The 14,693-nt window shown below is 38.5% G+C and carries 14 protein-coding genes; 4 read left to right on the top strand and 10 right to left on the bottom strand.

Annotated elements, in window-relative coordinates; translation table 11 throughout:
* Positions 1-11 precede the first annotated feature (11 nt).
* From NSTC745_RS17245 to NSTC745_RS17225, 5 genes are all read right to left on the bottom strand, one after another.
* Positions 12-2,060, bottom strand: coding sequence for an ATP-binding response regulator (locus tag NSTC745_RS17245; protein ID WP_445638226.1), 2,049 nt, complete (start codon positions 2,058-2,060; stop codon positions 12-14).
* 505 nt (positions 2,061-2,565) lie between these two features.
* Positions 2,566-3,147, bottom strand: a complete 582-nt coding sequence (gene hpsU, locus NSTC745_RS17240; RefSeq protein ID WP_445638225.1) for a hormogonium polysaccharide biosynthesis acetyltransferase HpsU — start codon at positions 3,145-3,147, stop codon at positions 2,566-2,568.
* 90 nt (positions 3,148-3,237) lie between these two features.
* A complete protein-coding gene (locus NSTC745_RS17235; RefSeq protein WP_445638224.1) occupies positions 3,238-4,194 on the bottom strand; it encodes a glycosyltransferase family 2 protein in 957 nt (318 codons plus the stop codon).
* A gap of 12 nt (positions 4,195-4,206) precedes the next feature.
* Entirely contained in the window at positions 4,207-5,151 is a 945-nt protein-coding gene (locus NSTC745_RS17230; protein WP_445638223.1) for a glycosyltransferase family 2 protein, read from the bottom strand.
* A 275-nt stretch (positions 5,152-5,426) separates the two neighbouring features.
* Positions 5,427-6,227, bottom strand: a complete 801-nt coding sequence (locus tag NSTC745_RS17225; RefSeq protein WP_445638222.1) for a hypothetical protein — start codon at positions 6,225-6,227, stop codon at positions 5,427-5,429.
* A gap of 589 nt (positions 6,228-6,816) precedes the next feature.
* Here NSTC745_RS17225 and cobU point away from each other — a divergent pair.
* Entirely contained in the window at positions 6,817-7,365 is a 549-nt protein-coding gene (gene cobU, locus NSTC745_RS17220) for a bifunctional adenosylcobinamide kinase/adenosylcobinamide-phosphate guanylyltransferase (protein ID WP_445638221.1), read from the top strand.
* 56 nt (positions 7,366-7,421) lie between these two features.
* A complete protein-coding gene (locus tag NSTC745_RS17215; protein ID WP_445638220.1) occupies positions 7,422-7,841 on the top strand; it encodes a hypothetical protein in 420 nt (139 codons plus the stop codon).
* Positions 7,842-8,022: 181 nt separating this feature from the next.
* Here NSTC745_RS17215 and NSTC745_RS17210 read toward each other — a convergent pair whose 3' ends face one another.
* From NSTC745_RS17210 to NSTC745_RS17190, 5 genes are all read right to left on the bottom strand, one after another.
* Complete coding sequence (locus NSTC745_RS17210) at positions 8,023-8,466, bottom strand: tellurite resistance TerB family protein (protein WP_445638219.1); 444 nt, start codon at positions 8,464-8,466, stop codon at positions 8,023-8,025.
* Between the two features lie 177 nt (positions 8,467-8,643).
* Complete coding sequence (locus NSTC745_RS17205) at positions 8,644-8,781, bottom strand: hypothetical protein (protein WP_180267350.1); 138 nt, start codon at positions 8,779-8,781, stop codon at positions 8,644-8,646.
* A gap of 630 nt (positions 8,782-9,411) precedes the next feature.
* Entirely contained in the window at positions 9,412-10,332 is a 921-nt protein-coding gene (locus NSTC745_RS17200; RefSeq protein WP_445638218.1) for a histone deacetylase family protein, read from the bottom strand.
* A gap of 70 nt (positions 10,333-10,402) precedes the next feature.
* Complete coding sequence (locus NSTC745_RS17195; RefSeq protein ID WP_445638217.1) at positions 10,403-11,098, bottom strand: SAM-dependent methyltransferase; 696 nt, start codon at positions 11,096-11,098, stop codon at positions 10,403-10,405.
* A gap of 108 nt (positions 11,099-11,206) precedes the next feature.
* Positions 11,207-11,788: a protein-tyrosine phosphatase family protein gene (locus NSTC745_RS17190; RefSeq protein WP_445638216.1), complete on the bottom strand. Its 582-nt coding sequence runs from the start codon at positions 11,786-11,788 to the stop codon at positions 11,207-11,209.
* 297 nt (positions 11,789-12,085) lie between these two features.
* Here NSTC745_RS17190 and NSTC745_RS17185 point away from each other — a divergent pair, with 297 nt between their 5' ends.
* Both NSTC745_RS17185 and NSTC745_RS17180 read left to right on the top strand, forming a co-directional pair.
* Entirely contained in the window at positions 12,086-13,645 is a 1,560-nt protein-coding gene (locus NSTC745_RS17185; protein WP_445638215.1) for a hypothetical protein, read from the top strand.
* A 198-nt stretch (positions 13,646-13,843) separates the two neighbouring features.
* Positions 13,844-14,590 (top strand): DUF561 domain-containing protein, encoded by a 747-nt coding sequence (locus NSTC745_RS17180; RefSeq protein ID WP_445638214.1) that lies wholly within the window; start codon positions 13,844-13,846, stop codon positions 14,588-14,590.
* Positions 14,591-14,693: the final 103 nt, after the last annotated feature.

Genomic DNA, 14,693 nt, shown 5'->3' with positions numbered 1-14,693 from the left:
CAATTCCCAACCTACTTTGTATTCAGCACCATTTGTAAATTTCTTAACAAATCACATGAGGTGTAGGGCTTAGACAAAAAGGTTTTAACGTTGTTACCAAGGGTTTTAATCATTTCATGGTTGGAGGCTAGTCCACTAAGGCCAATAATTTTGATATCTGGATTAATTTTTTTCAATACATTGATAGTTGTTGGCCCATCCATATATGGCATCATCATATCAATTAGCAGCGCACTAATTTCTTGTTGATGTTTTGTATAAAGTGCGATCGCATCAATACCATCATTAGCCACTATAGCTTTATAGCCATTTTGTTCCAACCAGTTTTTAGTAATTTCCAGAATTGAATTTTCATCATCAACAACTAAAATCAATTCTCCATGCCCTGAAGGTAATTCGCGATCTCCACATAATTCACTATCTGTTTCGATTGTTTGAGTGACCGGTAAGCAAACTTGAAATTCTGTGCCTTTGCTAAGAGTAACTACATTTATAAAACCGCCGTGGCTTTTGATGATGCCAAGCACCGTTGAAAGGCCAAGCCCTTTGCCTTGACCTACTTCTTTGGTTGTGAAAAATGGTTCAAAAATTCTATCTACTATTTCTCTAGGGATTCCTGTACCTGTATCAGAGACGCTAATCATTATGTATGAACCCACTTTAGCATCAATGTTGATCTTGGCATAGTGGCTATCAACCCAGAAATTATTTGCAGAAATCTTCAAGATACCGCCATTAGGCATAGCATCACGAGCATTAATACAGAGGTTCATCAACACTTGGTGTAGCTGAGTAGCATCACCAAAGATATTCCACAGATTTTGTGTAGGAACGTCGATACGAATTTCAATAGCTCTGGAAAATGTTTGTTTGATAATGTTTTCTATTTTTGAAATTAAATCCTGCACCTGTAATGTTTTAAAATTACCTACAGATCCGCGTGAAAACCACAATACTTGTTTAACTAAATCTGCTATACGTTTAACATTTGTTTCCATAATTCCCAGCCATTGATGACTTTTATCATCACAAAGTTTTGCTTCTATAAGTTGCATTGTCATCATGATTGGTGTCAGTGCATTGTTGAGGTCGTGTGCAATACCACTTGCTAATGTTCCAAGACTTTCAATCCGTTGAGCGCGGAAAAATTGGGCTTCAATTTGTTTTTTTTCTGTAATGTCGGAGTTGACAATGAAGATAGATTTGGCTTGCCCTGCTTCATCATTTACGAGGGTCCAACGGCTAGCAACTATCATTTCTTGCCCTTGTTTTGTGACTTGATGTAACTCACCTTGCCACGAACCACTTTCAGCTAAAGTTTTCTGAATATTTTTGAGTTGGCAGAAGTTTTGTTTGCGATATAAAAGCTGATTAGAATTCTTACCCAAAGCTTCTTGTGCTATCCAACCGTAAAGATGTTCAGCTCCTTTATTCCAAAATTGAATTTGGTTACTCAAATCTTGAACGAGAATCGCATCTGTAGTGATATTAAGTAAAGCAGCTTGTTCGTAAATTTTCTGTTCTGCGTGCTTGCGTTCCCGCAGGGCAGCTTGCTTTTCGCTAATGTCAATCAGAGCGGCTGAATGAGATAGCTGTTTCTCTTCTATTCGCTGGCGCTCAAAAATTTCTCCCTGCAAACGCTCATTTTGCTGTGTGAGTTTTTTTGTGAGGTTTCGGAGGCGTAAATGGATATTTACCCTAGCTAATACTTCTCGATTTTCTAAAGGTTTAGTAATGTAATCTACTGCACCAAGATTCAAACCTTTGATTATACTTAATTTATCTGTTAGTTCGCTTATAAATATTACAGGAATATCTTGATTTGCTAAATTATTTTTCAAAATTTGGCAAGTTTGAAAACCGTCAATTCCTGGCAATACTACATCTAATAAAATTAAGTCAGGTAAGGCGTATTCTGCAATTTTAACCGCACTTTCTCCATCTTGAGCTACTAACACTTGAAAGCCAGAATCTTTTAAAAAATCGGATAAGTTTTTTAAGCTAGTAAGAAGACGGTCGACTATTAAAATAATATTATTCTCATCTTTATTAAAATTCATACTTAATATTATGATTAAATTTTTTAACTCTTAAATTTCTTCGCCTTTAAAAGCTTTGTCAAGTTCGCGAACACAGGTTTTTACATTCCAGTTTTGTAATTTGCTCAACAACACCATCTCTCGATTGATTTGAGATACCACATCTTCTCCCAAATTTTTGAGATACGCACGAATTGTGTACTTAAAACTTAAAAGATTTAATTAAAAGTAAACTATCTCCAAAAAAATGCCTAGATCTGTCAAGCATAGTTTGTATAAAATATACTCATTAACAAAAAGAAATTCTCAAAGCCAGAATTATAAATTAAAACAGGTTTTATGCTTGGTTTTGAAATTTACTTAGTTTACTTAAGGAACTTCCAATCTGCTGTCTTCGTATAAAAATTATATAATCTGTAAGTAAAACAACTGAAATTTTACAGAGGAATGATTGATGATTAAATTATAAATATGAAAAACATAGGGCAGCACAATTAGCTGTGCTGCCCTGGTCTATCCAAATAAATTATGGAGTTGTGACAGGATCGAGTTTTATCCGGGCTTTATTCGGACGACAGGGGCTTCCCCAACAAACTTGTCCAGAAGGCATACTGGTAAAAACACTACTACGAGCGCCAATCACAGCATTAGCACCAATTTTTACTCCCGGTCCAACGAAACAATCTGTCGCCACCCATGCGCCATTTTCAATGGTGATACTCGCTGTTTTCAAGCCAAAGGCAGGGTCTTGGATATCATGACTACCAGTACAGAGGTAACTTTTCTGGGAAATTACGCAGTGTTCGCCGATGTTAATTTCATCGAGGCTATATAAAACTACGTTATCTCCAATCCAACTGTAATTACCTATAGTAATTTTCCAAGGATAAGTAAAACGGGCTGTGGGGCGAATCAATACACCTTTGCCGATACGAGCGCCAAATAATCTCAGTAGGGTAGAACGTAAAATATTTAATGGTTGGGGAGTCAGGGGAAAGGCGATCGCTTGTACAAACCACCATAATAAAATATACCAAGCTGGACGCCCGCGATCGAACCAAGATTGGTCATATTTGCGTAAATCTACGAAAGGTTTGTCATTAGTCATTCAATTTTGGATTTTAGATTTTAAGATTTTCAGATTTTAGATTTTAAATTTCTCCTTCAATCCAAAATTCAAAATCTAAAATTGCTAGAATTAGGAGTCTATTGTCAATAGCTTTCCTTCTGCTCCTCTGCTTCCCTGCTCAATAATTTCCTGCTTTGGTGTAGTTGCAGTATTTAGATGACCGCCACAATTCCGTAATTCGTAAAGTTTAACTCCAATTTGATATTCATATTGACTCAGTAAACGTGCATATATATATCCTGCTTTGCCATCTAAAAAACCGCGTTGGATGATATAAAATAACACAAATCGCAAAAAGGGTTTGAACGGTAAGTGTACCCATACTTTTTTCAAAAAGCGTTTGCGTTGCACTGCATCACCAAATAAATTTGCACCAATAGTGCCGCTATCATCTTGACCTGTGAGAATATTATAATAAACACGGGCTTCCCAATTTGAATAACGGTTGTGCCGTTCTAACCAATGATAAAGGTCGCGGAAATCTTCATGGAGCATATCATTTTTTAGATAGCCAACTTTCCCCTGCAAAATTACATGTTCGTGAACTTCGTTGTCGCCAGTGTTGGGAATATCTTCTGTATGTAGGTTTTCGTAGCGTCCTTTTTTATGCTGAAATAAACGTAGATTCCAATCGGGGTATTTTCCACCATAGCGAATCCATTTTCCTAAGAAAAATACCCGGCGGTTGAGATAATAACCAGTATATTCATCTTGATTAATTACCTGCTCAATTTCTTCCCAAAGTTCGGGAGTGATGCGTTCGTCACAATCTACAATTAGTACCCATTCATTACGAAAAGGGAGATTATCTAAAGACCAATTTTTCTTTTTAGGCCAATGTCCATTGAATTTAAATTGAACGACATTTGCGCCATAACTGTTAGCAATTTCAACACTATTATCGGTACTTTGAGAATCGACTACAAATATTTCATCTGCTCTGCTGAGACTAGTGAGACAAGCTGGCAAGTTGGCTTGTTCGTTTTTCGCGGGAATTAATACGGAAACTGGTATTTTAGTTGACATAATGAGTATAATTTATGATAGTGATGACTTCTTATTTGATGTGGATAAAAGACCTTGAATAGCAGCATTTAAGTAGCCAATTTGACCGTAAGCATACACAAGTTTATCAAATCGTTCTGCTGGGTCAGAGAAATATTGTAATGCCTTGTACAAACCGCGCAAAAATCGTTCGCTGCCTCGCCGTAATTGAGCGATGCCAGCTCTGCCAGCGAGTTGTTCTCGATAGCACTCGCTGATACCTTGCCACCAGCCTCGGTTTAAAAACCAAGAACGTTGCAAGCGTTCTGGAGCAACATTGTGAGCGACTAGTGCTTCTGGAAGATAAGCGACTTGCCAACCGCGTTGTAAGGCAAATTCGGTCATTTGTAGTTCTTCGTTAGATAATAAATTTTTCCCCACTCGACCAAGATGAGGATCGAAACCTCCAATTTCTTCTAAAAAACTACGGCGGATGGAGTAATTTAAGCCTCTCGGTGTTGAGCCAGGTTGCTGAATGTAGATGATATTGTCACCCAAGTCGTATGCACCTAGATTTCCTGCTAACCCTGGAGATAGCCACCGTGGTTGTTGCACTCCTTCAGGCCAGATGAGAGTAACTTTGCCACCTGCGATCGCTAGTTTAGAGTTATTGTAATAGGCAGAATATAAAACTTGCAGCCAGCCCTTGCTCGCAACGGCATCGTCATCTAGATAAGCCAAAATATCACTACTAGCCACTTTTGCACCCGTGTTGCGGGCGACAGATAAACCGATGGTGGGTTCAAAGATATACTTTAGGCGGGGATCGTCAATCCTTTGTTCTACTAGTTCACGGGTGCGATCGCTAGACCCATTATCAACTACTACAACTTCAAAATTAGCAGCAAAATCCTGCGCTAAAAGACTATCAATTGCAGCACCTAAATAGGCATCTCGATTGTGGGTACAGATAATGGCAGAGATTTGGATATCTGGCATAGATTTAATTTGGGATTTTCGATCAAAATCTTAAAGAAGAATTCAGAATTGGTGAATTCTGAATCAGCAATCACTGAAGACCACCAAATTGAAAATTTTGGTATAGTGTTTCACCCTTTATTCATCTGCCACTCGTACAAAATTCTCAACCGAATTCTGACGACTGACTTCTGAATTCTGTTTTGTTAAATCTAATGCACATTTAGTCTTAGTTAATCTAAACCAAATTTTATCTACCCACCAACCGAGTTTTTTCGGAAAAAATCTTTAAAACTTCACGTTTGCTGAATATGACTATGTAAAACTACAAGACTTTGAGCAAGTTGAGCCAAACGCGTTTCCAAAGTTTGCTTGCGCCCCAACAACTGACGTAATTTTTGGTAACGAGCGATCGCTATACTAACGGTAGGAACCTGATCGGCTGGACATGGGCGCGACCAAACTTTACCAGAATCATCCACACCGCAGAGGCGATAGCTAGTAGCAGATGATTGATAGGACACTTTCCCACCACTAGCACAAATTTCTTCGACATAGTTCATGAGCCTGTCAATTTCTGCATGACGGAGTGTTGCAGTTCCACCTGGTTCTGGTTCGGTGGAATTACATTCTAACCAGCCATTGACAATTGGGCCTTCTAAGTAAATATCCTGAATTTCCTGCAAAATATTTTGTAGTTCTATTTGCCAACCAGCAACGCTTTCCTGAATTTCTAGCAGTAAGTTCATTGCCAAGCCTGGATTTGCTCCGTGACGATGGCTACTGATGTTAGGAGTTTTGAACTTGGGTAGGCTGGGTGTTTTACCACCGTTCTCTTCTGTTTGAAACGTTTGCACAGAGTCGTGCTGGCGAAATAAATTTTGTTCTGTATCGACGCCAACGCCAGCTGCTTGTCCTTGTATGTTGACTTCAGCATCCTCAGAAGATGGATTTGTGCTTTTTGTAGGTTCGTTAGCTGCGACACTGATTCTAAAAGAGAAAGGCCGCTTTGTTGAATCTGCTGGTTCAGCGGCATCAGTCCCACGAGTCCCTAAATCGTGTAGAGTTGCTTCAATACGTTTTAAGCCTGGTTTCATAAACATACCCTATAGTTTGCTGTCGAGTTATTGGCGGGTTTTCAATCCCGACTTGAAACATACAGCAGAATTGGTGAATTATCCTAGTCACACAAGTCAAACAGATTTTATGCTTGTCTATCAGACTTAAATTTATTTACTTCACCAACTTGCAATCTACTGTAATTATTAATTTCCAATGATGCTGGTGCTAATTTTATCTCTTAAAAGTTATTTAAAATCAAAAATCTTACCTGTGAAATAAAAATTTGGGCAAATAGGGAGTGCTGATGTTGAGTTAGGAGTTAGGAGTTAGAAGTAGAGATACAGCGTTTTTCAGGTAAATGAAGTACACAGGTAGGGGCAAAACAGCTGTCATTAGTGTTAACTTAACGTAAAACCGATGTCCCCCAAGGAACTGAAGTTCCTTGCTCATAGCAAAAGTAATATAAAGATGACTAAATACACGCAAAATTTTTGAGTCTACTTGAGTAGACTTGATCTGTTAGCCTGGAACTTTAGTTCCAGGCGGGTGAGGAAGCCAACAGTTAACTGCTGTGATGATAAACTGCAAACGTAGCCATATTGTGAAGATACTCAGGAAAGTACTTTGGGTAAAGTCGTCTTAGTAACAGGCCCAGCTCGATCTGGTAAAAGTGAGTGGGCAGAAACTCTGGCCATAGAGTCGGGCAAAGCAGTTATTTACATAGCAACAGCCACTGATAACCCAGATGATGAAGAATGGCACAAACGCATTTTAGAACACCAAAAACGTCGTCCCCAAGACTGGGTAACTCTGTCTGTACCTGTGGAACTGTCTGCTACCCTTGCTGACGCCAAACCCCATACCTGTCTTTTGGTTGATTCTTTAGGAACTTGGGTAGCTAATCTTCTAGAACAAGATGACCAAACCTGGGAAAATATGCTTGCAGAGTTTTTAGACACGGTGGATTTGGTGGCTGCTGATATGTTGTTTGTGGCAGAAGAAGTGGGTTGGGGTATAGTGCCAGCTTACCCTATTGGCAGGACGTTCCGCGATCGCCTGGGTTCTTTAGTACGGCGGCTAAGTTCGCTGTGCGATGCTGTTTATCTAATCGCTGGTGGCTATGCTCTCAATCTTACTGTTCTTGGTTCGCCATTACCAACGTCAAAGACTTAATTCAAAATTAAACATTTAACCTCCGAAATATCCTCATTAAAATTTACAATTATGATATGGCTACTAAACAAGAAGTTAAGGCATATCTCGCCTACTGGTTTCAACTCGGTAAGAAAGTAATCGTCGGCAACGGCAAGGCAAGCATTTTGCCAAAATCCGTACTAGATGGCGATCGCTATAGTAAAGAATTTGAAGAATGCTGGGAGCAGATTCTCTCCAAAGAATCTGCCAACTGTCATTTGGAAGGTACAGACGAAACCATTGCCGAACTGTTGACATCGGTATGGGAGATGCTACCTTGCTGTCGCTGCACAATGCCAGTGGCTGCACGAAACCTTGGGATGCCAGCTTTGTCGTGTCCCTGCAACGATTTATTAAGCTGGCCTAATACTGAATTACCAACACCACGAGCGCCAATTAAGACTCAGGAGCAACTTAAAATCATCCAAGCTCGGCTGTTGGATAATAGTGTATGAAGTAATAACCAATTCGCGAGCTTAATAGTTTTTGGTAATATAGCTAATAGGGAAAGATTAAGTGCCTTTCGCTTACTGTAGCTTGCTTTATAGTGTATGGTATTTTTTTAGGGAATCAAATTTGGCCTAATTTATTTATCGGGTATTCATATAGTTGAAATTGCGGATATTTTCTGTTAAGCTATACTCGGTTTTTAATTAACATTACTTGGATAATTTGTATTGCTATCTCACTGGAAACGCCTAAAGCTTGATACAAATCATTCAAAAAGTTTTTTTCTTCTTCAGCTACTATACCTTCAGCCAAGACTAAATCGGTGGCTACTGCAAAAGCCGATTCCCGCAAGTCTTGAGATAGAGAATCTTTAGCAGCATTAAATAAAGTATTAAAATGATCCTCTTGGAAAAGAGATAAAATTTTATCCAACAGACTCTTCATCATCTCATGGGGATAACTTTTAAAAAGTTTCATCCGAGACAGCACACAAGTGATAGAGTTTGATTGCTCGACGGAAAGGTAACCGTCTGGGGCTGTTGCCATCAAAACTATAACAGCAAAAGCTTCCGCTGAATTCAGTACTGGTTTTTGGCTTCCTGCAACCAACACAGCATCGAGTAGACCCATTGTAGTAGCTCCTTGGTTAAGGTCTCAATAGCGATACAGTTACCCGTGCATTTGCTGGACTTCCAGGTAAGACTGCAACGCTGTGAGACTTTTATAGTTTAGTGTTCCCAGGATTATTTCACAGCGAACACTTGCACCCAATGGTTTTTAGCAATAATTACACTGCTATCTACGAACTTAGCGTTCTCCTGTCTTTTCTATTGTTTCAATTACAGCTAAACCTATACCAGAAGCTGCTATTAACAGTATTGCTGATATCAAAAAAGCGTTGGTCAGCATTCGTAAGGCTTCATCGAAAAAAATATAGGTGGTCATTTCTTCACCTTCTAAACTTTGTGCCGCTAGTACTTTTTATTTCTCCACATGGTGATAGGTGAATTTCGCTGAAAAAGTGCTAGCAATTGCATCTTAACAAAACTTTAGCTGTTTATGAACACTGCTCAAACTTTTTATTTCTGAAGATTTGATGAACCTCAAACAGTATTTGTAAAAGAAATTACTGAGACACAAGTCCCAACAAAAATTATGAAACCTTAAACTTACGTAAATATGATTCTGGACTCGTCAATTCAGTGACAAATACTCAATAAACCAAATATCTATAAAAGGTTTATTTTTCAAGACTATTTTCTGAAATCTCAAGAAGAGATTCTAGAGAATTTACTGAAAAAATTCCTAGCCATGTGCATCTATCTCAGTGCATATACAAAAGGAGATCCATAGACAATCCCCAGATTATACTGAGAAAAAAGAAACCCTAAAAAATTTTTAAATAAAAAGACGTTATTTTTTCCCAGACCGATCGAAGCTGCTGAAAGGCAATCGCCTCCGGCAGACTACGCGATCGCATCTGGGAAATGTGAACAAATGTTGCGACTTTGGAGAACGCCTGAGGAAAGCAATCGCCGAAAAAAATGTAAAGAAATATTACGATTTTGCGGCAGGTTAAAGTAAACAACGTTCGATAGTTGCTACAACCGATTGAGAAAGTGCATCAAAATCATAGCCACCTTCTAAACCGAAGAGAATTTTACGAGTGAGGCCTAGACAATAATCGGCGAATAAACCGTAATCTTCTGATTGCAAGTTGATACTTGCCAAAGGATCTGCCGCATTGGCATCATAACCAGCACTGACAATTAATAAATCCGGTTCAAAGTTAGTTAAAAACGGTACTACCTTTTTTTCAAATAATGGCTGATAGACCGTAATATCGCTACCAGGGGGTACTGGTAAATTCAAGACATTATTATAAAATCCACGTTCTGTTGCTCTGCCAGTACCGGGATAGCATGGGTACTGATGTATGGAACAGTAGGCGATTTGCTGATGAGTTTCGACGATCGCCTGAGTACCATTACCGTGATGTACGTCCCAATCGAGGATGGCGACGCGGTTAATTCCGGGTTGTTCTAGGGCAAAAAAAGCGGCGATCGCGGCGTTAGAAAATAGGCAAAAGCCCATACCAGCATCGCTTTCGGCGTGGTGTCCTGGTGGACGCGCCAATACAAAAGCCGGATTACCGGATTTTAATACAGCCTCAACTCCATCTAACCAAGCACTGACGGCCAACAATGCCACATCATAACTGCGGGGCGAAACTGGGGTATCTCCATCCAAAGGGCCGCCGCCACTAGAGGCAATGAAAGAGAGTTTTTTGATGTAGGCTGGGCTGTGAGCCTTAACTAACAAAGGCATCAACTCCGGCTGTTCTGGTGCTGGTGTGGGCGATCGCCATGCGATTTTATCTGCAAACGTAGCTGCTTTTAGGGCATTAGCGATCGCTGTCAACCTTTCTGGTTTTTCCGGATGGTATTTCCCAGTCTTATGATCTAAAAATTCATCGGAATAGATGACTGGCAGCATAGGGCGAAAAACAGTACCAACACTGAACGCGATTGTATTTTTATTAGTCTAACAATAGTCTTTGAGAATTTTAAATTATATTCCCATTTTTGGTTATTTTCAACATTTGATTTCCACCAGGTTGTAGTTCATATTGAACTTTTTCAATATTTATCTTGTAACCTTTGTCCGCGTAATATTTAATTATTTTTTCTAAATGTGGCGAAGGCTTTAACATTAAATCTATGAGAGGGAATATTCTGATTTCTTGAGCTATACGGAGCATTTCGCCCACTGAATTTAAGTGAAAATCATAATCTAGATGGTCTGAATATAAAAACAACAAATGCGAACAAAGAGCTATGTCACATTCTTGATTCTGATATGCCAAGTTTGGCAATTCGCCAAATATGTATCTGTTAGCCTTTTTGCCATTGTCATAATCAGCTAAAAATTCTTGAATGACTTTCACTCGATTGTGTCGCAAGTCTTCTGGAGATTTATGATAGCTCCATACCCAATCGTTTGGTGTAGCCTTAACTTGATTGATAATGTTATCTACTACCTCATTAAATCTTTGTAGAATTTCATTGCCAGAAAATTGGTACAGTGGATCGATAGAAACTACACTTTTTCCCTGACGTGTCATTTCAGCATTAAAGCTTGCCGGGCCATCCCCAATTCCAATAATTCTTTTATTTAAATCTGCTTTTGTCAAATTAAACATTTTTATATATTCATCCATTGACCTCCCAAAAGGGACTACTTTATCTAAAACCATTACCATAGAGTTTGCCTTCTAAGTAGATTGATTGCACTAGTTCGTAATTGAAAATTCGTCATTAAGACACATATTAAATAAATTTTGCATTCGTTAGAATTATACGATTATCTACTATTTGCCCTGCACGGCTAGACGACAATTATTCAAAAGTATGTTAGTGTCTTTTACAACTTTCCAAGGATTTTTGCCTTTGAATACAGCAGCGATCGCCGCTTCATAAGGATTTCTCCCTGTTTTTTTCACAGCTTTGATTGCAGCTTCATTTGATAATCCCCGGACGCTAACTAGCCATGCCGCTAACACATGTCCAGTACGTCCAATTCCACCAGAGCAGTGTACAACAACTTTTTGATTTTGTTTATCTGCTTCTGATAAAAAAGGAATTATTTTGTGTGTAAGGGTTTCTAAATCAGCTAAATGAAAATCTGCGATCGGCGCCCAACAAACTAGTTGGCTACCAAATTCCTGTTTGTATCTCCCTAGAAGATCGGAGTAGGAAGCTAATTGTTCATCGGGAAGAAGGCAACAAACTCGCTTAATACCTTGGCTTTTCATGAATTCTATCCAATCTTCAACCATTTGATTAGTGTATCCAGGCCGCCTAGCACCAAAAACTACTTGCTCTTTCTCGCAAGCTGGGGCAAATTTGTATCTCTTGAAACGTTGGATTTCTAATTTGTTCAATTTAGTCATAATCTACCCATTATAGAATTAGTTTTTATTCCGAAATCAATATTTTAGCTCAAACTTTTAAACAATAAATACGTAATGTGAATTTGCGTAAATAATTATGCGATCGATGTTTATCGTCTTTCAAGAGTCCAAAGGCTAACTTTCACTTGAGACTCTTGACAACTTGAGCGCAAAATATAGAATTTAAATGCATACTAGCTTATCATTTTCTTAACCAACGTATTTGCTTACTCCCAATCCAGGGGACAATCATTCTTAACTGAACTAGATTGACAATAAAAAACTGAGATTACCATTATGCAATTCAGACGAAAAATTATCCTGACAGTAGTTTTGCTGTTAATTTTAGCCAGTATCTCCTATCTACCTTTCACTTACAGAGATACACCAGGTGAGAGGGATGGTTTCAGAATGGAAATCGGAATAATTGACTCAGTTATATCTGGAAAACCATTAGGTAGCCCATTGCTTTATGGTCGCAACATCTCTTTTGGCTACTATGCACTAATAGATATTTTTAGACCGTTTTTTCAAAATAACTTTACTATAATTACCCCAATTGCTAACTATATAAGTTCTTTGAGTTCAATTTTAATGGTTATTCCTGTTTTTTATCTTGTCAAAAAATATTGGGGAGTAACCACGGCAGTATTAGCGAATTTACTATTAATATTGATTCCAGTTTGGTGGAGTACAAGTTTGTATGGTCATCCAATGATCCAAGCTGTATTATTGATGTTCATAGGTTTAGCGTTAATTGCATATCGTTCAGAGAAAAAATCTTCAGATGCTGGGCTACTAAAATTAATATTATTAGATATATTGATAATTTCTGCCTTTTCCTTATGCTTAATGTTTAGGCTGGATGCAGTCCTAATGTTTTTACTTATTCCAGGTTGCTTTTTTCTAGAGCGATATTCTTTAACAAAAATTATTTCTTATTCTAGCTTATATATTTTTTTCGCCATAATTATATTTTTCGCAGTCAAATCGCAACTTCCAGAAATTAATCTAGAAAGTGATGGTATATTGGAAGATTTAATTTTCTATCATGGCCCTGATATAGTAATTAAAAATTTCAAAGTAGGAAACAAAGCCTTTCTTCAAGCCTGTAATCCATTATATATTTTCATTTTCTTTATTACTTTGGTTTACCTATGGGTCAAACGCGGCTCTTTAACTCTGTTATTTATCTTTCCTACACTAGTTCTCAATTATATCTTTTGGCTACCAAACTATTATCCAGCCCGTCATTTCATCTATGTCTCTCCAGTTTTAGCAATTGGTAATGCAGTATTCTTGTACGCTACCTTGAAAAAAGTACTTCCTTTTTGCAAAAATAAAAAAATCATCGGCATTAGCTTGGCGTTAATTGTGATTGGTATATTTTTTGTAAGTTACAGAGTTTCTTATTCAGTTCCTTATCCCTATTGGGAAACTCAAACCGAAGACAACAAAAGACTTGCCAATAATCTCCAGAATTTACCATCTAGAGAGCAACGAATTTTTGTGGTTGCTGATTCAATCCCTGTAGTGCTAGAAATGCAACTTTTATCTAGTAAAGTTCGGGTTAAGCCTCTAAAAACATCATTATTTACAGATACTCAAATTCAACGTCAGAAATTGAGTAAAATTGTGAAAAAAAATCCAACAAAAACTATAGATTTACTTGCCGTTCAAAATGAAAAGAATAATTTTATATTTTATATTCAAGGCTGGAAGAAAAATGAAGTAATAAGGTTCTTTAAAGAAAGCAATGAATATGATGATGTTTATCTAGTAATTCAAAAAAATATTCCATCATTTACCCTTACACCCTCTGATATATCGAAAAAGATAAATTTTTTAGATATATAGAACTACTATTTGATGGGAAGTGAAGTGTGTAAAAATTTACGTACAATTACAGTATACTGATTGGTAGTTTAAGCGATCGCTTACAATCCACATTGCGATCGAGCTATCAAAATTTAGCAATTGTCATAGTGATTTAGGCTCTCGATCGACTAAGGAACGGTAGAATATACCTAATTTTTGTAGCTTCAAAGCCGAACTATGACGATGCATTCCACACTCCAACGTGCATTTGCTAACCGCTGCGTTCTCAAAGTAATCAGCGGTTTAAATAACTTCGACACTGCTAGTGTTGCCGCTACTGTCAAAGCTGCTGAATTTGGTGGTGCTACTTTTGTCGATATCGCCGCTGATTCGAGCTTAGTCCAGCTAGCTAAGAGTTTGACAAATTTACCAATTTGTGTGTCAGCAGTCGAACCAGAGAAATTTGTTCAAGCTGTGGCTGCTGGTGCTGATTTAATTGAAATCGGAAATTTCGATTCATTTTATGCTCAAGGACGCCGTTTCGAGGCTGAGGAAGTACTAGCTTTGACTAAGCAAACCCGCGCTCTGCTGCCAGAAATTACCTTATCTGTCACCGTTCCCCACATCCTGGAACTAGATCGCCAAGTACAACTAGCAGAGGAACTGGTGAAAGCTGGAGCAGACATTATCCAAACCGAAGGCGGTACTAGCAGTAACCCAGTTCACCCTGGAACTCTAGGATTAATTGAAAAAGCTGCCCCCACCTTGGCAGCAGCTTATGAAATTTCTCGTGCCGTCACAGTACCAGTACTGTGTGCTTCAGGCATTTCTAGCGTTACCGCACCATTAGCGATCGCCGCTGGTGCCGCTGGTGTTGGTGTTGGTTCCGCCATCAACCAACTCAACAGCGAAGTAGCGATGATTGCCGCTGTCCGTGGTTTAGTAGAAGCGTTAGCAACTGCAACAGTTTTGACCGACAAGTAAAGAAAGAGCCGGGTATGGGGAAAGGGGAAGGGGTAAGGAGAAAAGATTAAATTTATTCCTTTTCCCTTTTCCCCTACCTCCCCTGCCCCTTGTCTTCCACTCC

Source organism: Nostoc sp. DSM 114161 (assembly GCF_052692665.1).
The sequence above is the reverse complement of the archived record's forward strand: the minus strand, read 5'-3'. Positions and strand labels throughout refer to the sequence as shown.